The following is a 22731-nucleotide window of genomic DNA, read 5'->3' as shown; positions in this document are numbered from 1 at the left end:
TGGATTCGGTTGTTGTGATCGGTTACGCGGGATTGTGTGGTGTGTTGTGCAGCCACGCGATGCAAAAATCGGGCTTTTTGTGATCGCGTGGCTGTGGGTTTTGTCATGTGTCGTGTTGTGACCGGTTGCAGTTCGTTGCGTGGTGTGGGTGTAGCCATGCGATGCGTTGTAACCGGTTGCACTTGATTTCGTGGCTGTGGATTCGGGTGGATTCGGGCTGCGCGGGGCGCTGTGATCGGTTTTCTGGAGTCGAACCAATTTAGGGGGGCACTTGGGAGGCGTGTCAGTTGGCATATCGGATATGCGGGCGTGATCGGCGTGTCGCAGCGCAGTGCGAGCGACCTAAGTCGCGGAAATCTCATCATGTGAGACAGTAAGCCCCTGATCTGAACAATATAAATACCTCTCAAAAGGGCGGAAAAACGCCGATAGTGAGATCGGCCACATTGCAATAGCGCAAAACGACGCAAAAATCAAGACTGTTTTTTTCGGTTCGCTCCATCGTAATTTAATGACGCGCGTGGGGTGCGGCCTGCACTCCGCCGCGTTGCGCCCAAGCAGGAATCCAAACCGGGGCCAAGCCAACCGGAGCAAAACCGGAGCAAAACAGTCCCATGCCGGTGCCCGCATCGGCATGGAAGGACATCTTCCGGCGGCTTGGCGCATCGCGACGCGAAAACGCGCAGGAGAGAGAGGAAACGCAGCATGTCGGATCGCACAATGCCTGCTCATACTAAGTCGGCTCATGCTATGACGGCCGTGCGCCCGCAGCGCATGCGCCGCGCTCGCCGTGGCGTGATGTCCGCGTTCGCCGCCATCGCGACGACGTTCATCATCGCGGCGATGACCGGCCTCGGTCTCGTCGCATCCGCGTTTTTCCCCGGCATCCCCAGCAATCTTCTCCCCGGCACCACCGCCAACATCAATCCCGTCGCCTCCATCTTGGGCGGCGCAACCGCGGCCTTCGCCGACGATACGTCGACCACTGACTACTCCTCGTGGTCCGCCGTCGCGTCGGCGATCGACAAACAGCTCCAGAAGGCGCAATCCGAATACAAGTCGGGCAATACGGCCGGTGCTGCCGCAGACTTCCAGTCCGCGCAATGGTCGCTGTACGAAGCCGCCAACTTCGGCAAGGTCGTCAACGACACCATCGGCGCGGACACCTACCAGAGCCAGATCAAGCAATTCCAGGATCTGCAGACCTCGGCGTACACCGCCGGCAACGATGCCGACATCGCATCGAAAACCAGCGCATTGACCGCCGAGCTCGACGCCACCGCGCAAAAGCTCGACCAGAACACCGACCTTGCCAACCCCAAGGACTATGCCAAGGCGCGCGCCGAGCAGACCGCCAAGGAGCGCAAGCAGCTCGACGCCGCCAAGAAGAAGAACACCGGCAAGGGCAATCGCACGTGGACCGACGTGGCCAACGACATGGCCCCGATCCTCGACAACGCGTACAAGGCGTACGAATCCGGCGATGCGGCCAAGGGCGTGGAACTCGTCAACGAAGCCTACTACCAGCATTACGAGAAGCTCGGCTTCGAGAAGAACGTGATGAACGCGATCAGCGGCAACCGCGTCTCGCAGGTCGAATACCAGTTCAAGGAATGCCGCCAGGCGATGAACAACAAGGAGCCGCTCACCGACGCCAAGAAGTTCATCGACGACCTCAAGGCGATGCTCAAGGAGGACGCGAAGAAGCTCGACAGCGGCTCCGGCGCGAACGGCAACTCGGTGATCAAGTTCATCACGTCGGCGTTCGGCCAGGCGTTTCTGGTGCTCATCCGCGAAGGTCTTGAGGCCATTCTCGTGGTCGCCGCGATCATCGCCTACCTGGTCAAGTCGGGCAACAAGAAGTTCACCAAGTGGATCTACTTGGGCATTCTCGCCGGCCTGATCGGCTCCGGACTCATCGCCGTCGTGTTCGTGCTGCTGTTCAGCGGCAACGGCCCGCAGCAGGAGATTCTCGAAGGCGTCACCGCGCTGATCGCCATGCTCATGCTGCTCTACACGAGCAACTGGATGCTGTCGAAGTCGTCGGTGCGCTCGTGGAACAGGTACATCAAAGGCAAGACCGAGTCGGCGGTGAGCACCGCGGCCGGGCATGTGACGGTCGGCAGCGTGGTGTCGCTTGCGATGCTGAGCTTCCTCGCGGTGTTCCGCGAAGGCGCCGAAACCGTGATGTTCTATCAGGCGATCTATTCGATGAGCTACGACGGCTCCGGCATGATGCTGGGTGCGGTGGCCGCGTTTGCGGTGCTGATCGTCGTGTTCCTGCTGATTCGGTTCACGTCGGTGAAGATTCCGATTCGGCCGTTCTTCATCATCACTTCGGCGCTGATGGCCGTTCTGGTCGTCTTCTTCGCCGGCGGCGGCGTGCATGCGCTGATCGAAGGCAATCTGATCGACGGCACGTATCTGCCGGCGGTGCCCACCAGCGATTGGATTGGCTTGTATCCGTATGCTGAGACGATCACCGCGCAGGTGGTCGCGCTGATTGCGGTGGTCGTGCTGTTCACGATCTCCACGATCAAGCAGCAGCGCGAAGCGAAGGCGGCGGCAGCGGTGGCTGCATCGGGCGATGCTGCATCAGCCGGTGCCGCAGCCGATGATCGGAACCGGTAATCCGCAATCCGCAATCCGGTATCGGACCAATCCAATATCAAGACTTATCCCTGAAAACCAACCAAACCAACCAAACCAATCGTGAATACCCATTCACCAGAGGAAACAACAGAAAGAAGAGAATCATGAGCAAGAAGATCAATACTCTGCTCGGCCTGCTGCTCGCCGGCGCGCTCAGCGTGTCGCTCGCCGCCTGTGGCAACTCCAACAACGCGGCTTCCGACAGCACGAAGTCCGACAACTCCTCGCAGTCCAGCGATTCCGCCGACAACTCGTCCGATAAGTCGTCCGACAGCTCCGACAGCTCCGACACGGGCGCCGGCTTCGAGGAGATTCCGGTCGGCCCGAACCAGGATCAGGAGGTCGGCCCGCTGATGGTCGGCGCCGTCTACTTCCAGCCGATCGACATGGAGCCGGCGTCGATGGGTCTGAAGGCCGCCGACGCGAGCTTCCACATCGAGGCCGACATCCACGCCAACGAGAAGGGCACTGAGCTCGGCTACGGCAAGGGCGACTTCATCCCGGATCTGACCGTGAACTACACGATCATCGACAAGTCCACCGGCAAGGAGGTCGAGGGCGGCAAGGCCACGAGCGGTACGTTCATGAAGATGAACGCCTCCGACGGCCCGCACTACGGCGCGAACGTCAAGCTTGACAAGGCCGGTTCCTACCAGCTCAAGCTGTCGATCGAATCCCCGGCCAAGCAGGGCTGGATGCTCCACGTCGACCCGGAGACCGGTGTCAAGGGCCGCTTCTGGACCGAGCCCCTCGAAGTCACCTTCGACGGCTGGAACTACACGCCGCGTCAGTGGTGAGAAACTGCTAAGCGGTTTCTCACCACGGCGGAATGGCCGAGCCGTGTAGCGAACAGCCCGGTGGGCTGTTCGTAGGCGAGGAGCGAGCGATAGCGAGCCGGGATGGCGATTCGCGTGAGCGAATTCCGGTCTCTGTGTAGCGAACGGCCCGGTGGGCTGTTCGTGATTGCACATATTCATGCCATATCAAGCCCCCTCATATCGAGGGGGCTTTGGCCGATATATCAAGCTTTTCCAACCACGCAACCGCAGCACGCAGCGCGGCGGTCGCACATCGCACATCGCACATCGTGCAGCGCGCACCACGCGCCGCACACATCGCACATCCAGGGAAAGGGCACGTATGCTCGAACAATTCGTAGCGGTGATGCCGGGAACACTGGCTCCCGCACTGCTGGTCATGTCGCTGAGCGCGATGCTCGCCGTGGGCGAGGGCCGCGACAAGCCGATCGGCGCGTATTGGCGGCTCTACGGCCTGCTGCTCGGCCTGATCGCCGCGGTTGCGTTCGCCGCGCTGCGTGCGACCGCGGTCATCAACCAGCGCACGTTCATCAATTATCCGGTGTTGTGGTGCGCTGTCGTGGTTGATGTACTGCTGATCGCGATCACGCTCGCCTCGCATTGGCTGGTTTCCGGCTGGCGTCGCCGCCCGGTGCTGCTGAACGCGGCGAATCTGATCGCAGCCGTCGGCATTGCGCTGACCGTGTTCTATGCATTGCCCGACGTGATTCTGCAGCTGACGATCTGGGTGGAGCCCGGCGATCCGATCTTCACGTCGGATATGCTGATGCGCGCGCTTGGCTTTGTGCTGGGCGTTGTCGCGTCGGTCGTCGTTGCGCTGATCTTCCGCACGATGCGCGGTACCGCGGCGCGCCTGCCGTTCATGATCGCCGTGCTGGCGATGATCGTGATTCTGCTGATCCAGCACGCCACCGGTCTGCTGCAGATTCTGCAGGGACGCATGCTGATGTTCCCCGACTGGCTGTTCATGTGGCTGGTCTGGTCGATCAACAACAACACCGGGCTGATTCTCACGCAGACCTTTGTGTTTGCCATTCCTGCGGTCGCATCGATCATTGCAGGATTTCGCACGCCGGTGAGCGCCAAGGCGGTCGCCGCGGCCGGACTGAACGAAGCGGAAACACGCCGGCATAAGGCGTTCCGTCGTCGTGCGATCGCCACTGCCGCATGGAGCATGGTCGCGATGATCGGCGTGACGGCGACGCTCACGGTCGGTGTGGCGGCCACCACGCAGACGATCACGCTGTCCGAGCCGGAAGCCTATTCGCTCAAGGACGGCGTCGCCACGATCCCGTTCAGTCAGGTCGAGGACGGCCATCTGCATCGCTTTGAGTACAAGGCGAAGGACGGCACGGAAATGCGCTTCATCATCATCAAGAAGAACGGCGGCGCATACGGCATCGGTCTCGACGCATGCGACAACTGCGGCGACGCCGGCTACTACGAGAAGGACGGCAAGATCATCTGCAAGAAGTGCGAGGTCGCGATCAACCTGGCGACGATCGGCTTCAAGGGCGGATGCAACCCGGTGCCGTTCCCATACAAGACCGGCAACGGCAAGATCACCATCCAAACCGCCGATCTGGACGCGCTGAGCGCCCACTTCCAGTGAGATAGGGCAGGAGGCTCCATCATGTTCTTTCTGCGAATGATCGCGCGGTCGTTCACGCGGCAGCTGCGGCGGCGGCTGCTCATCGCCGTCACCGTGTGTCTGTCGGCCACGGTGTCGGTCGCGATGCTCGGCGTCGTCTTCGATGTGGGCGACAAGCTCAACGCCGAGCTGTCCACCTACGGCTCAAACATCACCGTGCAGCCGAAATCCGACGCGGTGGTCGCCGACCTGTACAACACCGGCGGCTCCGGCGCTGATGCGGCGGGCGATTCCGGCACGGCGGGCGGCTCCGCCGATGCCGCCGATCCGACCGCCTTCCTCAAGGAGTCCGACGCGCCGAAGATCAAAACGATCTTCTGGGCGTTCAACATCACCAATTTCGCGCCGCAGCTCAACATTCACGCGCAGGTGAGCGCAGGTTCCGGTTCTAGTGACGGTTCCTCCGGTTCCGGCGATTCCGCCGCCGGCATCACCGCGCCCGTGGTCGGCACCTGGTTCAACAAGGAGCTCAAACTCGCATCCGGCGAAACCACGGTCGTCGGCGTCGAGGGCATGCGCTCGTGGTGGACGCTCGACGGCAGCTGGCCCAAGGACGACTCCGATCAGGGCGTGATCGGCACCACGCTCGCATCGCGACTCGGCGTGTCGAAGGGCGGCACGATCACGCTGCACAAGAAGACGGCATCCGGTACGACCAACAGCCAGCGCATCACCATCACCGGCGTCTACGATTCCGGCGACGACGACAACAACGCCGTCTACATCGCGTCGTCGACCGCGCAGGTGCTCGCCGACCTGCCCGATTCGGTGGACTGCATCGAAGTCAAGGCCCTCACCACCCCCGAAAACGATCTCGCCCGCAAGGCGGCGCGCAACCCGGCCGCGCTCAGCCAGGACGAGTGGGAGACGTGGTATTGCACCGCCTACCCGAGTTCGATCGCGTATCAGATCGAGGAGGTCATTCCCGGCGCTGTTGCCAAGCAGGTGCGTCAGGTGGCCGCATTGCAGGGCAACGTGCTGCAGAAGACGCAGGCGGTGATGATTCTGATGACCGCGCTGAGCCTGATCGCCGCCGCGGTCGCCGTGGCGAATCTGATGGCCGCCTCGATTTCGGAACGTTCCAGCGAATTGGCGCTGCTCAAGGCGATCGGCGCGACCGATGGCGCTGTGAGCCGCCTTATGCTCGCCGAAACGGCTGTGATCTCGCTGATCGGGGCGCTCGCCGGCGCGCTGCTTGGCTCCGGCGTGGCGCAGATCGTCGGGCAGGTGGTGTTCGGTTCGGGCATTACGATGCGGCCGATGGTGTTTGTGCTCGTGTTCGTGCTGCTGGCGGTGACCGTGCTGATCGCGTCGATCTCGTCGATTCGTTCGATTCTGGGACTGCGACCCGCGGAGGTGCTGCATGGGCGCTGATAGGCGATTCGCCGCTGTTGCGCGGGTTGTGATTGCGCAGGTTGCTGCCGCGATTGTGGCCGTGGGGATTGCTGTTGTGCAGAATGCTGCCGTGCAGACGGCTGCCGCGGCGTTGATGGGAGGGATTCGATGACCAACACCGGCATGTTCTTCAGGATGCTGTTCGGCGCGGTGTTCCGTCGCCGCTCGCGCGCGGTGATGGCCGTGATCGCATCGATGGTCGGCGCGGCGACGCTGTTCTGCCTTGCCGCGGTCTGCATCGCGGTGCCGCAGCAGATGAACGCGGAAATGCGCTCGTACGGCGCGAATCTGATCGTAACGCCGATCGCCGCGGATACGTCTGCGTCGGCAGATTCCGGCGATTCCGGCACCACCGATTCCGGCACCACCGATTCCGGCACCGGCGATTCCGGCACCACCGGCATCGATCAGGCGATGGTGGAGCACACGACCGAGATGGTCCGAGCCAAGGCGGCAGCCAACTACGCCACCTACCGCTACGAGAACGTGCGCGTGAACGCGGCACCCTATGTGCTTGCGGGCATCGATGTGGCGCAGGTGCGCGCGCTCAACCACCATTGGAGCGTCGAAGGCTCATGGCCGAGCGAGGGCCGCGTGCTGGTCGGCCGCGACGTGGCCGATGCGATGGGGCTCAAGATCGGAGGGAGCATCACCATCGGCTACCGCGCCTCCGACAACGGTTCCGGCGGTTCCTCGACGAACGCCGCGACCGGGGGAGAGAGCGAATCGAACAGCGCGAACGGTTCCGATCAGTCCACGCAATCCGATCAGGGCAGCCAGTCCGATCAGCCGACGCGCGACGGCCGCGTCTCCAGCGACATCATGGATACGAGCGGAACCGAATTCCGCGTCGCCGGCATCGTCGATACGGGCGGCAGCGAGGATTCGATCATCTATGCGACCAACGCCGACGTGACCAAGCTCACCGGAGCCAGCCGCGGCGTCGACGTCATCGAATATTCGTCCGAAGCCGACGCAGACGGTCTCAAGGCGATCGTCACGTCGATCAACGACATGACCTCGATGCACGTCAAAGCGCAGCAGGTCACCAAGATCACCTCGTCGGACACGCGCATCATCGCCATGCTGCAGACGTTGTTCTGGATCGTCTCGATCGTGGTGCTCGTGCTTACGCTCGTCGGCGTATCCACCACGATCTCCTCGATCGTCTCGCAGCGCCGCAACGAGATCGGCCTGCGCAAGGCGCTCGGTGCCAGCTCGTCCGCGATCGGCGTTGAATTCTATATGGAATCGGCCATCTACGGCCTGATCGGCGGTCTGCTCGGCACGGCGGTCGGCTACGGATTCGCGCGCGTGCTCACCGGCGTGGTGTTCCAGCGCTCGCTCGACGTCAACTGGCCGCTCGCCGTCGCCTCGGTGCTGTTCAGCGCGCTGATCGCCGTGCTCGCCTCCGTGCCGCCGGTACATCGCGCCTCGCGCATCGACCCCGCCGTCGTGCTGCGGGAGGAGTAGTCGCATGTCACCAATCAGCTCCTCTTGTGACTTCTCGTTCGGCTCCCCTTGTCAGGGGAGCTGGCGGCGCAGCCGGCTGAGGGGTAGCCACTACGCCGCCATCGCTGGCACTACCGCCATTGTCGCTGCCACCGCTCCGTCCCTCCACATCATCCGTCACCAAAGGAATCATCATGGATATGCTGCTTGAACTCGACCATATCTCGAAGATCTACGGCGATCTGCATGCCGTGGACGACCTCAGCCTGACCGTGCCGGCCGGTCAGTGGCTTGCGATCGTCGGCTCGTCCGGCTCCGGCAAGACGACGCTGATGAACATGATCGGCTGCATGGATTCGCCGTCGAAGGGCTCGGTCAAGCTTGAGGGTCGCAAGCTGGAGGATCTCAACGCCTCGCAGCTCGCCGACGTGCGCAAGAACATGATCGGACTGGTGTTCCAGAAGTTCTATCTGGTGCCGCATCTGACCGCCGTCGAAAACGTGATGGTCGCACAGTACTACCATTCCGTCGTCGATGAGAAGCAGGCGATGGAGGCGTTGGAGCGCGTGGGATTGAAGGACCGCGCCCATCATCTGCCCAGCCAGCTGTCCGGCGGCGAGCAGCAGCGCGTGTGCGTGGCGCGTGCGCTGATCAACGAGCCGAAGCTGATCCTCGCCGACGAGCCGACCGGCAACCTCGACGAGAAGAACGAGAAGATCGTGCTCGACCTGTTCCGTCAGCTGCACGAGCAGGGCACGACGATCATCGTCGTCACGCATGACGCGCTCGTGGCGAGCTGCGCCGAACGCGAGATCATGCTCAACCATGGCGTGCTCGTGGGGGAGAAGTGGAACGACGAGCGCGCGCGGGAGGCGTATGAGGCCGCCGGCGGTCGTCCGGCGTCCACGGGTGCGGCCGTTGAGGGCGCGCAGTCCGGTGAAACCGCGATCGGATTCGCAGATCCCACCAAAGCCGCCAAAACCGGCGGCGAGGACTGAGGGAGCGCGGAGCTTTTTATCTTGGCTGGGACATAGCACGGCATAATGGAGGCATGATGAGTGATGCGAATGCAATGACGAAATCGGCGGTCGCTGCTGCGGCTGGGCTGCTTGCGGCGGGCGCGCTGCTTGCCGGCTGCGGCGAGCCGAAGGCCACGCCGATGAACGACGAGTACGCCGGCAACTCGGGCGAGACGCAGCAGTCGCAGGAGAACGAGACGCAAAGCAATTCCAACGGCTCCAAGTCGTCCGATTCGTCCGATTCGACCGCCTCCGCGAAGAAGGACACCGGCAACTACAAGGACGGCACGTATTCGATCAACGGCCAGTACGGGCCGGTCGGCGAGGATTCGATCGACGTGCACCTGACGATCGCCGATCAGAAGGTGACCAACGTCGAGATCGTCGGCCACCCGTTCACCACGATCTCCAAGAACCATCAGGACGATTTCGCCAAGGCCATCAACGGCGTGGTCGATGGCAAGCCGCTCAAAGGACTCAAGGTCGACAAGGTCGCCGGCGCGAGCTGGACGTCCGACGCCTTCAACAAGGCGCTTGAGGTCGCCCGCGAGCAGGCCTCGATCCAGTAGCGAGCAGGTCGCGCGGCGCTCAGCCTCGGTAGTCCACTGCCGGTAACGTGGAGGTATGAGCGAACCGAATCGAACCGATGCCGCGCCATCTGCGAACGCCGCCGCGTCCGCATCCGCAACTCCAGCCCACGTAACCCCGGCCCACGTAACCCCGGCCCCCATCCCCGGCGACACGGGCGGCGACACCAACGGCGACGGTGTGGTCAACATCGACGACCAGCGGCTGCCGCTGATCACCCGCATCTACGGCATTCTGCTGATCATTCAGGGTGCGCTGACGATCCCGGTGATCGTGTTCGTGGCGATTCGCATCGTGCGCGGCCTGCTCAGCGGCGGCACTGCGGCGATACCGGGTCTCGACATCGGCACCCCGGGCCTGACGACCACGCTCAGCTGGCTGTCCGCGATCGTCGGCACGGTCACCACCGTCATTCTCATGGTGTTCGGCATACTGCTCATCCGCAATCGCCGCCGCCACGCAGCCCGCTGGATCTACGCGCTCATCCCGCTCACCATCGCCGAAGGACTGCTCACGGTCGCGCTCGAAGGACTCAGGCCGTCGCTGTTCGCGCCGATCGTGCAGTTGGTGATTCTGGTCGCGCTGTCGGTGAGCGTCGACCCTGCGCTGCGCGAGGAGCGACGCCTCCAGACCGCGCTGTGGCGCATGAACGACCGCAGCGCATACGAGCGGGCGCTCGCCAAGGGCATGCCGGGGCGCGATCTGACCGGCAAAGGCTACATGTCGCTGGACTTCTTCAACCTGTTCTGGCTGTTTGTCGTCGGCTGCGTGTTCGGCCTGGGCGTCGAGACCGTGTTCCACCTGGTCACCTCGCACGAGTGGCAGGATCGCGCAGGGCTGCTGTGGGGGCCGTTCTCGCCGATCTACGGGTTCGGCGCGCTGCTGCTGACCGTGCTGCTCAACCGACTGTGGCGTGCGAACTGGCTGCTGATTTTCTGCGCAAGCGCGGTGATCGGCGGCACGTTCGAATACCTGACGAGCTGGTTCATGGAAGTCGCGTTCGGCATCACGGCGTGGGATTACACCGGTCAGTGGCTATCGATCGACGGGCGCACGTCCGGCAAGTACATGTTCTTCTGGGGGCTGCTCGGTCTGGCATGGATCAAGCTGATTCTGCCGCATCTGCTGGCGTTGATTCAGCGGATTCCGTGGCGGGTGCGCTACACGCTGACGCTGGTGTGCCTCGCATTCATGGTATTTGATTCGGTGATGACGCTGCTCTCGCTGGACGCCTGGTATTCCCGTCTTGCCGGCATGCCGCAGGACTCGCCGGCCGCGCGGTTCTTCGAGACGTATTTCAGCAACGATTTCATGGCGAATCGCTTCCAGACCATGCATCTGGACCCGTCCAAGGCGGGCCGCTTCTAGCGGGCGTCGGCTTTGTGCGGCTCGGCGGTGCTGGTGCGCACCACCAGATTCGTGGGCAGGATGCTGTAGTGGTCCACCGCCTTGCCCGCCCGCGTGTCGAGGATCATGTCGATCGCCTTGCGCGTGATCAGATCGAACGGCTGGTTGATGGTGGTGAGCGCCGGGAAGAGGTATTGCGACGGGTACACGTTGTCGAATCCCACGATCGACAGTTCCTCGGGCAGCCTGATGCCGCGTTCGCGAGCCGCTGAGTAGACGTTGACCGCGGTCAGGTCGTTGCATGCGAAGATCGCGGTCGGCCGCTCGTCCTCGGGCAGGTCGAGCAGCGTGCATGCGGCCTGGTATCCGAGCTCCGGCAGATAGTTGCCGTGCGCGACCAGCCGCGGGTCGAGTTCGATTTTCGCCCGGCGCAATGCAGACATGTATCCGCTGTAGCGCGCCTGGGATGATTCGGAATCCTCCGGTCCGGTGATGATGCCGATGCGCCGGTGTCCGAGTTTGATCAGATGCTCGGTGGCGACGAGACCGCCGGTCCAGTTGTCGATGCCCACGCCGAGCGTGTAAGCCGGCACGTCGCCGACCGGATCGATGATGACGAACGGTATGGAACGGGATCGCAGCTGCTCCTGTTCGCGCTGCGTCACCGACGAGAACAGGACGATGACGCCGAGCGGGTTGCGGTCGAGCACCTCGTGGAAGTTCTCCGCGTTGCGTCCGCCGCGGCCGGTCTGGGTGATGGTGATGCCGATGCCGAGCTGCTGCGCGTAGCTGCTGGCCGCGGCGATCATGGCGGTTGTGCCGTTGGGCATGACCTCGGTGAGTACCAGCTCGATGGTCTGGGTGGTTTTGGTGCTCACGAGCGGCTTGTTGTAGCCGAGGATCGTCATGGTCTCCTCGACTTTGCGGCGTGTCGCGGCGGAGACCCCCTCACGGCCGTTGATTACCCGGGACACGGTTGCCGTGGACACGCCTGCTCGCCGGGCGACCTCGCCGAGCTGGGGGCGCTTGGCATCGGTGTCGGCATCGGCGCTGACGCTGTTGTCGGCGCTGTCGTCGATGACTGCTGTGCTGTTGTCGTCGACGCCATTGTCGCGGTGTGCTGCGGTTTCCTTCATGGTCATCCTTTGTTGCTGATCGAGGGTGCGGCGTTGCTGTGGTCCATTATACGGATGATATTGTTACATGGTTTACGAAAATTACGAAACGCATGACGAATATTTCGCATTGTTGTGTATGATGGAAGTCAGCACCGCACCCATCGATTTATGGCAAAGGAGCCGCAATGAGCACCATCACCAACGTAACGACATACGATCTGCGATTTCCTACGTCGAACACGCTGTCCGGCTCGGATGCGATGAATAAGGATCCCGACTATTCGTCCGCCTACGTGGTCATCTCCACCAGCGCCGACGACGGTCTTGAAGGTGTCGGCTTCGTGTTCACGATCGGACGAGGCAACGATGTGGTCGTGGCCGCCATCGACTCGCTGTCGCATGCGCTCATCGGCCTCAACGTCGAGAATCTGCTCGACGACATGAAGGCGGCGTGGAACCTGTTCGTCCACGACTCCCAACTGCGTTGGCTCGGCCCCGAAAAGGGGGTCGAACATATGGCGATCGGCGCGGTTCTCAGCGCACTGTGGGATCTCAAGGCCAAGCGCGCCGGCATGCCGTTGTGGAGACTGCTTGCGCACATGGAGCCCGAGGAGCTGGTCTCCACGCTTGATTTCCGCTATCTGACCGACGCGCTCACGCCCGATGAGGCCGTCGAGATGCTGCGCCGCGGCAAGGCCGGCATGGCCGATCGCGAGGCGAATCTGCTCGCCGTCGGCTACCCGGGGTACTCCACCGCTGCGGGCTGGCTCGGCTACAGCGACGAGAAGATGGTCGCCATCGCCAAGGAGGAGACCGAAGTCAAGGGATTCAAGCAGATCAAGCTCAAGGTCGGGCAGAATCTCAGCGACGATCTTCGCCGCCTTGCACTGGCCCGCGAGACGATCGGCACCGATGTGCGGCTCGCCGTTGATGCGAATCAGGTATGGGACGTTCCTCAGGCTATCGATTGGATCAACCACTTCCACGACTTCGACCTCGCTTGGGTCGAGGAGCCCACGTGCCCGGACGACGTGCTTGGTCACGCCGCCATCCAGAAGGCCATCGACCCGATCCCCGTCGCGACCGGCGAGCAGATGCAGAACCGCGTGATGTTCAAGCAGTACCTGCAGGCGGGCGCGTTCAAGGTCATGCAGATCGACGCCACGCGCGTTGCCGGCCCGCAGGAGATCGTGCTCGAATACCTGCTGGCCAACAAGTTCGGCGTGCGCGTCTGCCCCCACGCGGGAGGCATCGGCCTGTGCGAGGCGGTGTGCAACTATGCGATGTTCGACTATCTGGCAGTATCCGGCACGACCGACGGCCGCATGATCGAATACGTCGACAACCAGCATGAGTACTTCGTGCACCCCACGCGCATCGTCAACGGCTACTATCAGGCACCCACCGCGCCAGGCACCGGCGTGGACATGACGCTCGACACCGCGAAGCGATACCTCTATCAGGGCTGAGATCAAGGCTGAGAACGCGCGCAATCGCCTACATGCAAGCAACGAGACCAAGAAAAGAGAGAATCATGGACCTGCATCTCAACGGGAAGGTCATCATCGTCACCGGCGGCTTCAAAGGCATCGGCAAGGGCATCGTCATGCGACTGGCCGAAGAGGGCGCCATCCCTGTCGTCATCAACCGATCGGACGACGCACTCGACCAATTCAACCACGACATCGCCGCCGTGACCGACACCTACCGCACCCACCTGCTCGACCTCAACGACACCGACGGCATCGCGCCGATCGTCGAACAGACGGCTGCGGAATTCGGCCATATCGACGGACTGGTCAACAACGCCGGCCGCAACGACAACCTCGATCTCGACCACACGACCTGGCAGCAGTTCGAGCAGTCGTTGCACGGCAACCTCACCCACTACTACGAACTCGCGCATCGCTGCGTGCCCTACCTGCGCGAATCGAAGGGCTCGATCCTCAACATCTCCTCGAAAACCGCGCTCACCGGCCAGGGCAAGACCAGCGCCTACGCGGCTGCCAAGGGCGCGATTCTGGGGCTTACGCGAGAATGGGCGGCGGCGCTCGCCGGCGACGACGTGCGCGTCAACGCACTGGTCATCGCCGAAGCGTGGACGCCGCTGTATGCCAAGTGGATCACCACGTTCGGCGACGAGGCCGCGCAACAGCGTCAGCTCGACAAGATCTGTGGCAAGATTCCGCTCGGGCACCGCATGACCACCACCGACGAACTCGCCGACACCGCGGCATTCCTGCTGTCCGACCGCGCTTCGCACACCACCGGTCAGTGGGTGGTCGTCGATGGCGGATACGTGCATCTCGATCGGGCGCTGTCGTGACCGGGGAGCTCGGCGATGCCGCACTTGACGTGATCGACGCGCATGTGCACGTCTGGGACCCGGTCAGGCAGCGCATGCCGTGGCTTGATGCAGCCGATTCGCGGCTCAACCGGCGGTTCACGCTCGGTGAGCTCGCCGCATGCTACCGTCCGTTCGCGCGGCTCGGCGTCCGGTTCGTGGGTGCCGTATACGTGGAGATCGATTGTGACGATCCGCTTCAGGAGGATAGGCTGATCGCTGCCGATGGCGATCGGCGGTGGCTGGCGAAGGTCATGCGCGCCGATGTCTGCGCCGGTAGCGCCATGCGCGTGCCGCTGCTGGCCGCCGGCGTGCGCGACCCGCTCCATGTGCCGTCCTCCGAGGTCGGTCGGTGCCTTGCCGACGGTTTTATTGCGGGATTGGAGGCGCTTGGCCGTGCGGAATTGCCGTTCGACGCATGCGTGCGCCGCGGGGAGCTCGCCGATCTTGCCGAGGCCCATGAGCGGTCGCCGCAAACCGTGATCGTGCTTGATCACATGGGCAACGTCACGCCGGCAACCTTCGACGGCGAATACCGGCGCGTCATGCAGCGGCTCGCCGCCGTGCCGACCACCTATCTCAAGGTCTCCGGATACCCGACCGCCGATCGCGGATTCGTGCGCGAGCTGCTGGCGTTCTCGCGCGAAACGTTCGGCGACCGGCGCATGTACGCCTCGAACTGGCCCGTGGTCGAATCCTATGCGACGTTCGCGGAGCATCTGGAAACGCTGCTCGACGAGGAGGGCGTCAATAAGACGCTGTTCGCCGACGCGGCTGCTCGTGTGTACGGCATCGGCGATGCCGATCGCGCCCGCGCCGCACGCATCGAGGAGACCAGTGGCATCGGAGAGACAGGCGGCATCGGCGCGGTCGGCGAGGCCGGCACCATCAACCATATCGACGACGATTCGGAGGAATCATGCGAACTGATTTTGAAGGCGTGTTCTGCCCTTCTATCACGATAGCCACGGCGGCCGGCGACATCGACGCCGAACTGTGGGGCCGGCATCTCGACCACTTGGTCGAGGCCGGCATCAACGGCGTGCTGCTGTTCGGCAGCATCGGCGAATTTTACGCATACCCGCTGGAATTCAAGCAGCAGGCCGTGGATTTCGCCGTGCAGCGGGTGGCAGGCCGTGCCAGGGTGCTCGTCGGCGTTGGCGGCACGAACCTTGACGAGGTGCTCGCGTTGTCCGCATACGCCGAACAGACCGGCGCGGACGCGCTCGTGGCCGTGTCGCCCTACTATTTCGGCCCGTCCGACGCGGCTGCCGAACGCTATTTCGGCGCGGTGTGCGACGCGGTCGACATGCCGGTGCTGCTGTACAACTTCCCGCCGCGCACCGGCAGCGATCTCAATCCCTCATTGGTGGCGCGTCTGGCTGCGGCGCATCGCAATCTGGTCGGCATCAAGGACACCGTCGATACGATCAGCCATACCCGCAAGGTGATCGCCGCGGTGCGCGAGGTGAATCCTGATTTCGCCGTGCTGTCCGGATTCGACGAATACTATGTGCCGAACCGGATCGCCGGCGGCAACGGCGTATTGTGTGGACTGACCAACGTCGAGCCGGAGACGTTCGTCGCGATGCACCGCGCATGGCAATCGGGCGACTATGATCGCGCGATTGCGTGCGCTCGGCGTATTTCGTCGCTTATGGCCGTCTACGATCAGGCGGACCTGTTCATCTCCGCGATCAAGGAGGCGGTGCGCGTCAAAGGGCTGCCGATCGACACATCCATCCGCGAACCGCAGGTGGCGTTGAGCGAATCACAGCGTGCCGCCATCGCGCGGATACTCGCCTAGTTTTCGTGTCGCCAGACGAGTCGGCCCGCGAGTTGGCATGCGAGTTGGCATGCGAAACGGGCCTCGCAGATCGTATTCCTGTCATTTCGTGATCAGATCAAAGGAGTTGCAATGCTGAAGGGAATCCCGCCTATCATCTCGCCGGAGCTGCTCAAGGTGCTCGCCGAAATGGGACACGGCGACCGCATCGTGCTCGCCGACGGCAACTTTCCCGCCGCTTCGGTAGGCCGCAACGCCGTGGTGCTGCGCTGCGACGGGCATGGCGTGACGGAGTTGCTTGACGCGATCCTCACGCTGATGCCGTTGGATGGATATGTCGCCAAGCCGGTTACGCTGATGCAGGTAGTGCCCGGCGACCCGGTCGCCACGCCAATCTGGGACCGGTACGCCGATATCGTGTCCCGATACGATTCGCGCGGTCGCGAGACGTTCGAGACGGTGGAGCGGTTCGCGTTCTACGAGCAGGCGAAGTCGGCCTATGCGGTCATCGCCACTTCGGAGCGCGCGCAGTACGCGAACATCATGCTCAGCAAGGGCGTGGTGCTCGACTAGCGTCTGTATGCTGCCTCTTCTTGCCGGATTGAGTCGGTCTGCGGAGCGGGTCTGAGAGTAGTCAGTGCGTCAACGTATTTCTGACTCAGTCCACTGGCGTGTGCCCCCTTCGGTTTTCCATAGCGTATTCAACGCGACACATCGTCGCAATATCTGCGTCGTATCGTCGGCGGCACGTTCGTTCTGAACGGGTTCCCCAATGTTGAGTGAAGCAGCGCGGCAGCGTGCGGCCATGCGATATGGTCACGCGTTGCCGCGCGAAGCCATGTCTGTTACGAAATTTTCGGAAGACACGTAATCAAATTTCACTTTTCATGAAACATGATGTACACTTAGGAGCTGTACACAGAGGTACAGATGCGCACAGCATCCGGGAGCGGGGTGAGAGCCGGTTCCCCATTCCGACATAGAGACAAGGAGGCCACAGAGATGAGAACCATCGCTATGGCAAAGAAGATCGTCGCAGTCGTTGGCGCGGGCGCCATGATGATGTCGATGGCCGCATGCGGCGGATCGAACAGCGCCGACGGCGGCAAGGTTACGCTCAAGTTCGCCGCGTTCGAGGGTGGCTATGGCGTCCAGATGTATAAGGACGTCGTCGCGGAATACGAGAAGATCAACCCGAACGTCGAGATCAAGCTGACCACGTCCAAGAAGCTTGCCGACGAGATCACCCCCGGCATGAAGGCCGGCAACTACCCCGATATCATCGAGCTGGGCCAGGGCAATGAGTCCGGTCTGACCGAGACCATGCTCAAGGACAAGGCCGTCGAAAACGTCACCGACGTGCTCGACATGACCATCCCCGGCGAGTCCAAGACCGTCAAGGAGAAGCTCGTCGACGGCATCATCGGCCTGTACACCAACCCCTACGGCGACGATCAGACCTACCTGATGCCGATGTACTACTCGCCGTCCGGTCTCGTCTACAACAAGACGCTGCTCAAGGAGAACGGCTGGGAGGTGCCCACCACGTGGGACGAGTTCTTCAAGCTGGGTGACGAGGCCAAGGCCAAGGGCATCTCGCTGTTCACCTACCCGACCTCCGGCTACTTCGACGCCTTCTTCAACGCGCTGCTGGCCGACATCGGCGGCGACGACTTCTACAAGGACATCATGACCTACAAGAAGGATGTCTGGAAGAGCGACGACGCCAAGGAGGCCCTGACTCTCGTCCAGAAGCTCGTCACCACGTACCTCAACCCGAACACCGTCGGCTACGCCAACTCGCAGGACTTCACCAAGAACCAGCAGTCCGTGCTTGACGGCAAGTCCATGTTCATGCCCAACGGCACCTGGATCGTCAACGAGATGAAGGACGCGCCGCGCACCGACGGCTTCGAGTGGGGCTTCGCGCCCGTCCCGACCACGAAGGAAGGCGGCACCCGTTACATCAACACCACGATCGAAGGCGTGTGGATCCCGTCCAAGGCCAAGCACAAGGATGAGGCCAAGAAGTTCATGGCCTTCCTGTACTCCGACAAGGCGGCCGACATCTTCAACAAGACCGGTGCCGTCCAGCCGATCAAGGGCATGACCGACAAGGTCGACCCGACGATGAAGGTGTTCTACGACGCCTACAACGAGGACGGCGTCAAGGCCGTGGCCGGCTCCTTCTCCACCACCGCCTCCGTCGAAGGCAAGAACATCAAGGACGACCTGTACACGGCCGTCGATTCGGTGGCCTCCGGCAAGAAGAGCCTGACCGATTGGCAGAACGCGCTCAACGACACCAGCAACGCGCTCAACGCGGCCTCCGGCCAGTGAGCCTACCGGCGTCAAACAGCGTCGGCCGCGGTTGCAACACTGCACGCACCGATCGCGCATAACTGAATCAGATAACTGAATCATCCGTCATGAGGCGAGTCGGTCGGTCGATGGTTGCCCGTCGATCGACCGACAAGCCGACCATAACGGACCTGCTGCGGACGGCTGGAGAGCCCCGTCGGTCTTTTTCCTACTCCTATTCGACCGATCGGGCTCCCGCAGACCGCCCGCCGCCTCACTGTTGCACCACCAACTAACTGAATACTTCGCAACCTTTTCATCGACAACCATTCGTCCCGACCTCCTTGCAGATGCCGGGACACATCAGCCGGGAGACATCGATGGCGTCATCGAAACCTCGCGAGGGAAAGGGCCAGAAGACCGTACTTGACCGGAAACGGGCGAGGTTCGGCTTCCTGTGGGCCCTGCCGACCGCGATTCTGTTCATCATCTTCATGATCGTGCCCACGATCAACGTGTTCCGCATGTCACTGTTCAAATGGAGCGGCTTCTCCGACGATTCCAAATTCGTCGGCCTTGCGAACTTCAAGGCGCTCGCCGACGACATGAACTTCGTGCACGCAAGCCAAAACACGATTCTGCTGCTCGTGGTCGTCACGTCGATCACCATGCCGATCGCCATCATCTTCGCGGCAATCCTCACCCAGGACAAGATCATCGGATCGGGCTTCCTGCGGTTCGTCATGTACGTGCCGTCGATCCTCTCCGCCGTCGTCATCGCCGCCATCTTCTCCGCGATCTACGATCAGAAGGACGGTCTGCTCAACGGCTCTCTCGGCTTCCTCGGTCTCGGCGCGCTGCAGCGCGTCTGGCTCGGCGATCAGAAGATCGTCATCTATTCGATCGCCTTCGCGATGGTGTGGCAGTCGTTCGGCTACTACATGGTCATGTACATGTCCTCGATGGCCGGCGTGGACCGCAGCCTCTACGAGGCCGCCCAGCTCGACGGCGCCGGCAAGGTGCGTCAGCTGTTCTCGATCACCATTCCGATGATCTGGCAGAACATCCGCACCACGCTCACGTTCTTCATCATCAGCTCCGTGAACCTGAGCTTCGTGCTCGTCACGGCCATGACCAACGGAGGCCCCGACGGCGCCTCGCAGACGATTCTCGGCTATATGTACCAGCAGGCGTACACCAACTCGACCTACGGCTACGGCATGGCGATCGGCGTGGTGATCTTCCTGTTCAGCTTCATCCTGTCGCTGGTCGTCAGCCAGGTGACCAAGCGCGAGATCGTCCAGCAGCTGTAAGGAGGGCCGCACATCATGTCGTCGCAAACAACCACCAAAGCAAAGCAGTCGGCGTTCAAGCCCGCCAAGGCGCGCGGCTCCGCCAACTCGTGGACGGTCGGCCGCACCATCGGCCAGATCGTGCTGGTCATCTCCGCACTGACCATCTTCATCCCCGTCGTATGGGTGTTCTTCGCCTCGTTCAAAGACAAAAGCGAGTTCTACGGCAGCCCGTGGACGCTACCGAAGGGACTGCACTGGCAGAACTTCGTCGATGCGTTCGTCGACGCGAACCTCGGCCAGTACTTCGGCACGTCGGTCTTCGTGACCGCGCTTGCGCTCGTGCTGTCGCTGATCATCGCCCTGCCGTGCGCCTATGTGATGGCCCGCTTCGACTTCCCCGGCAAGAAGATCCTGAAGATCGCCATCCAGGGTGGCCTGTTCATCAACGTGAACTACATCGTCGTGCCGATCTTCCTGATGCTCGTCGACGCCGACAAGCTGCTGTACGAGATCTTCCCGGACGGCTTCTTCGTCAACAACCCGGTGATGCTCGCCATCGTCTACGCTGCCACGTCACTGCCGTTCACCGTGTTCCTGCTGCAGGACTTCTTCGCCTCGATCCCGAAGGACTTCGAGGAGGCCGCGTTGATCGACGGCGCCTCGCAGTTCACGATCATGACCCGCATCTTCTTCCCGATGGCCATGCCCGCCATCTCGATGTCGATGCTGTTCAACTTCCTGAGCTACTGGAACGACTACATCATCTCCATGACCCTCATGACCGGCGACAACCGCACCATCCAGGTCGGCCTGCTCAACCTGATGCAGACGCAGAAGGCCGCCACCAACTACGGCCGTCTGTACGCCGGCATGGTGATCGTCATGGTGCCCGTGCTCATCTTCTACGCGATCGTGCAGAAGAAGCTGCTGCAAACCTCGACCATGGGAGGCCTCAAATGAGTGACAAGACCCGTCGCGGTCTGCTCGCCGCGTTCAAGATCGTACTGTATGTCGTGTTCGTGATCATCACGATCATCGGTGCCAAGACCACATCATGGTCGTCGCTCGGCTTGGAATGCGTCGGACTGGTCGGCGTGGTGTTCATGCTCTGGTGGTACAACCACTCCAGCAAGTAGCGCCCGCAGGCCGCCGCAAATCCGGCATATTCGGCAACCGCAGCGGAAATCGGCAACCGCAGCGGAAGTCGGCAACCGCAGAATAGGAAAAGGAAAGAGGAACATGCTCAACGAGGATTACCTCGCGAATATCCGCCCGGCGCGACGCCAGCTCGACTGGCAGCGCATGGAGATGTACGCCTTCACCCATTTCGGCATGAACACGATGACCGATCGCGAATGGGGACTCGGCCACGAGGACCCGGCGCTGTTCAATCCGGTCGACTTCGACGCCGACCAGTGGATGCGCGCGCTCAAGGCGGCGGGCATGACCGGGGTGATCCTCACCTGCAAGCATCATGACGGATTCTGCCTGTGGCCGTCGCGCTACACGAAGCATTCAGTGGCCTCCAGTCCGTGGAGGAACGGCGAAGGCGACGTGGTGCGCGAGGTTTCCGACGCGGCCCGTCGCCACGGGCTCAAGTTCGGCGTGTACCTCTCCCCGTGGGACCGCACCGAAGCCACCTACGGCTCCGGCAAGGACTACGACGACTTCTACGTCAACCAGCTGATCGAACTGCTCACCCACTATGGGCCGATCTTCGCCGTCTGGCTCGACGGCGCCTGCGGCGAGGGCCCCAACGGCAAGAAGCAGCAGTACGACTGGCAACGCTACTACAACGTGGTTCGCGCCTTGCAGCCCGAGGCCGTGATCTGCGTGTCCGGCCCCGACGTGCGCTGGTGCGGCAACGAGGCCGGACACACGCGCGAGAACGAATGGAGCGTTGTGCCCGAGCGGCTGCGGTCCGCCGAACTGACCGCCGCGAAATCGCAGCAGGCCGACGACGGCAAGTTCTCCCGACTGGTCCGCTCCGATGAGGAGGACCTCGGCTCGCGCGCCGCATTGGCCGACTATGACGGTCCGCTCGCCTGGTATCCGGCCGAAGTCAACACGTCCACGCGTCCGGGCTGGTTCTACCATGCGAACGAGGACGCCGCCGTGCGCACGCCCGAAGAGCTGTTCGACATCTGGGCGTCCTCGGTCGGCGGCAACGCCACGTTTCTGCTCAACGTGCCGCCCACGCCGGCCGGTCTCATCGCCGATGCCGACGTGAAGGCGCTCGCCGGCTTGGGTGCGTTGATCGCCGATTTCAAGTCGCGTGCGATCACCGATGGCGTGACCGTGTCGCCGTCAACCACATGCCGACGTTGTGCGGCGGCCGGATTCGAGCCGTCGGCGCTGCTGAGCACGGCACCCGATTCCGCTTCGTGGCGGCCCACCTGCCATGATGAGCTGCCGACGATCGTGCTTGACTTCGATCGTCCGCGCTCGCTCGCCGCAGTGGTGCTTCGCGAGGACATCACGGTTGGCCAGCGCGTCGATATGGTTGATATCTACGCTGACGGTCGGCATATCGCCCACAAGGAGTCGATCGGATACCAGCGCATCATCCGCTTCGACGAGCCCGTCACCGCGAGCCGGCTGACCGTGCGCATCCCGGAATTCCGTCTTCGCCCTCAGATCGCCTCGGTCATCCCGGTCGAAGCTGCCGAAGCATAGCGACTCTTTGCCGCGGCGGATGTCACGAGTCGGCCGATTCGGAGGATCGGCAGGGGGCGTCGATCGGCTGCCATCGGCACATGCTGTTCTCGGCAATGGCAGGTTGGTTGCCAATTGGCAACCATTCGTACGCTGGTCGTGCGCTATTCGCGCAACGCGAATCCCTGATATACCGCCATTTGTGATGTTCTGATTGGCTGCCGTCTAGTGTGCCGTGTCAGAAGTTCGTTGATCATATTGTTGGCTCCCCTTGTCAGGACAGCACCGTAAAGCAAACAGCGGAGCTGTT

General features: G+C 62.5%; 19 protein-coding genes. 18 read left to right on the top strand and 1 reads right to left on the bottom strand.

Annotation, left to right across the window (positions count from 1 at the left end):
* The first annotated feature begins 843 nt into the window (after positions 1-843).
* From EHS19_RS03035 to EHS19_RS03000, 8 genes are all read left to right on the top strand, one after another.
* A complete protein-coding gene (locus EHS19_RS03035) occupies positions 844-2631 on the top strand; it encodes an FTR1 family iron permease (protein ID WP_151916366.1) in 1788 nt (595 codons plus the stop codon).
* A 125-nt stretch (positions 2632-2756) separates the two neighbouring features.
* Positions 2757-3449 carry an iron transporter gene (locus EHS19_RS03030; RefSeq protein WP_151916327.1) on the top strand — a complete coding sequence of 231 codons (693 nt, stop codon included), beginning with the start codon at positions 2757-2759 and terminating at the stop codon, positions 3447-3449.
* Between the two features lie 343 nt (positions 3450-3792).
* Positions 3793-5082 (top strand): DUF2318 domain-containing protein, encoded by a 1290-nt coding sequence (locus tag EHS19_RS03025; protein WP_151916326.1) that lies wholly within the window; start codon positions 3793-3795, stop codon positions 5080-5082.
* A gap of 21 nt (positions 5083-5103) precedes the next feature.
* Entirely contained in the window at positions 5104-6495 is a 1392-nt protein-coding gene (locus EHS19_RS03020) for an ABC transporter permease (protein WP_151916325.1), read from the top strand.
* Between the two features lie 129 nt (positions 6496-6624).
* Positions 6625-7989 carry an ABC transporter permease gene (locus tag EHS19_RS03015; RefSeq protein WP_151916324.1) on the top strand — a complete coding sequence of 455 codons (1365 nt, stop codon included), beginning with the start codon at positions 6625-6627 and terminating at the stop codon, positions 7987-7989.
* A gap of 179 nt (positions 7990-8168) precedes the next feature.
* Positions 8169-8966 (top strand): ABC transporter ATP-binding protein, encoded by a 798-nt coding sequence (locus EHS19_RS03010; protein ID WP_151916365.1) that lies wholly within the window; start codon positions 8169-8171, stop codon positions 8964-8966.
* Between the two features lie 56 nt (positions 8967-9022).
* Positions 9023-9556: an FMN-binding protein gene (locus EHS19_RS03005; RefSeq protein ID WP_151916364.1), complete on the top strand. Its 534-nt coding sequence runs from the start codon at positions 9023-9025 to the stop codon at positions 9554-9556.
* Positions 9557-9611: 55 nt separating this feature from the next.
* A complete protein-coding gene (locus EHS19_RS03000; RefSeq protein WP_151916323.1) occupies positions 9612-10943 on the top strand; it encodes a putative ABC transporter permease in 1332 nt (443 codons plus the stop codon).
* Here the strand turns inward: EHS19_RS03000 and EHS19_RS02995 are convergent.
* Positions 10940-12058, bottom strand: coding sequence for a LacI family DNA-binding transcriptional regulator (locus EHS19_RS02995; protein ID WP_151916322.1), 1119 nt, complete (start codon positions 12056-12058; stop codon positions 10940-10942). The two genes, EHS19_RS03000 and EHS19_RS02995, sit on opposite strands and share 4 nt — an antisense overlap.
* A 167-nt stretch (positions 12059-12225) precedes the next feature.
* On the opposite strand from EHS19_RS02995, the gene EHS19_RS02990 reads away from it, so the two are divergent.
* From EHS19_RS02990 to EHS19_RS02945, 10 genes are all read left to right on the top strand, one after another.
* Positions 12226-13509, top strand: a complete 1284-nt coding sequence (locus EHS19_RS02990; protein ID WP_151916321.1) for an enolase C-terminal domain-like protein — start codon at positions 12226-12228, stop codon at positions 13507-13509.
* Positions 13510-13574: 65 nt separating this feature from the next.
* Positions 13575-14366, top strand: a complete 792-nt coding sequence (locus EHS19_RS02985) for an SDR family oxidoreductase (RefSeq protein WP_151916320.1) — start codon at positions 13575-13577, stop codon at positions 14364-14366.
* Positions 14363-15349 (top strand): amidohydrolase family protein, encoded by a 987-nt coding sequence (locus EHS19_RS02980; RefSeq protein ID WP_151916319.1) that lies wholly within the window; start codon positions 14363-14365, stop codon positions 15347-15349. Before EHS19_RS02985 ends, EHS19_RS02980 begins: the two co-directional genes overlap by 4 nt.
* Positions 15304-16191: a dihydrodipicolinate synthase family protein gene (locus tag EHS19_RS02975; RefSeq protein WP_151916318.1), complete on the top strand. Its 888-nt coding sequence runs from the start codon at positions 15304-15306 to the stop codon at positions 16189-16191. The genes EHS19_RS02980 and EHS19_RS02975 overlap by 46 nt, the downstream gene beginning before the upstream one ends.
* 111 nt (positions 16192-16302) lie before the next feature.
* Positions 16303-16743 (top strand): RbsD/FucU family protein, encoded by a 441-nt coding sequence (locus tag EHS19_RS02970; RefSeq protein ID WP_151916317.1) that lies wholly within the window; start codon positions 16303-16305, stop codon positions 16741-16743.
* A gap of 429 nt (positions 16744-17172) precedes the next feature.
* Positions 17173-18510, top strand: coding sequence for a carbohydrate ABC transporter substrate-binding protein (locus tag EHS19_RS02965; RefSeq protein ID WP_151916316.1), 1338 nt, complete (start codon positions 17173-17175; stop codon positions 18508-18510).
* Positions 18511-18851: 341 nt separating this feature from the next.
* On the top strand, positions 18852-19784 hold the full coding sequence (locus EHS19_RS02960) for a carbohydrate ABC transporter permease (RefSeq protein ID WP_206666309.1): 933 nt from the start codon (positions 18852-18854) through the stop codon (positions 19782-19784).
* 15 nt (positions 19785-19799) lie between these two features.
* A complete protein-coding gene (locus EHS19_RS02955; RefSeq protein WP_151916315.1) occupies positions 19800-20726 on the top strand; it encodes a carbohydrate ABC transporter permease in 927 nt (308 codons plus the stop codon).
* On the top strand, positions 20723-20902 hold the full coding sequence (locus EHS19_RS02950; protein ID WP_151916314.1) for a DUF6903 family protein: 180 nt from the start codon (positions 20723-20725) through the stop codon (positions 20900-20902). Before EHS19_RS02955 ends, EHS19_RS02950 begins: the two co-directional genes overlap by 4 nt.
* 103 nt (positions 20903-21005) lie before the next feature.
* On the top strand, positions 21006-22442 hold the full coding sequence (locus tag EHS19_RS02945; RefSeq protein WP_151916313.1) for an alpha-L-fucosidase: 1437 nt from the start codon (positions 21006-21008) through the stop codon (positions 22440-22442).
* Positions 22443-22731 lie beyond the last annotated feature (289 nt).

This window comes from Bifidobacterium jacchi, assembly GCF_009078285.1.
Taxonomy (GTDB): domain Bacteria; phylum Actinomycetota; class Actinomycetes; order Actinomycetales; family Bifidobacteriaceae; genus Bifidobacterium; species Bifidobacterium jacchi.
This window is presented reverse-complemented; position numbering and strand designations above follow the sequence as displayed.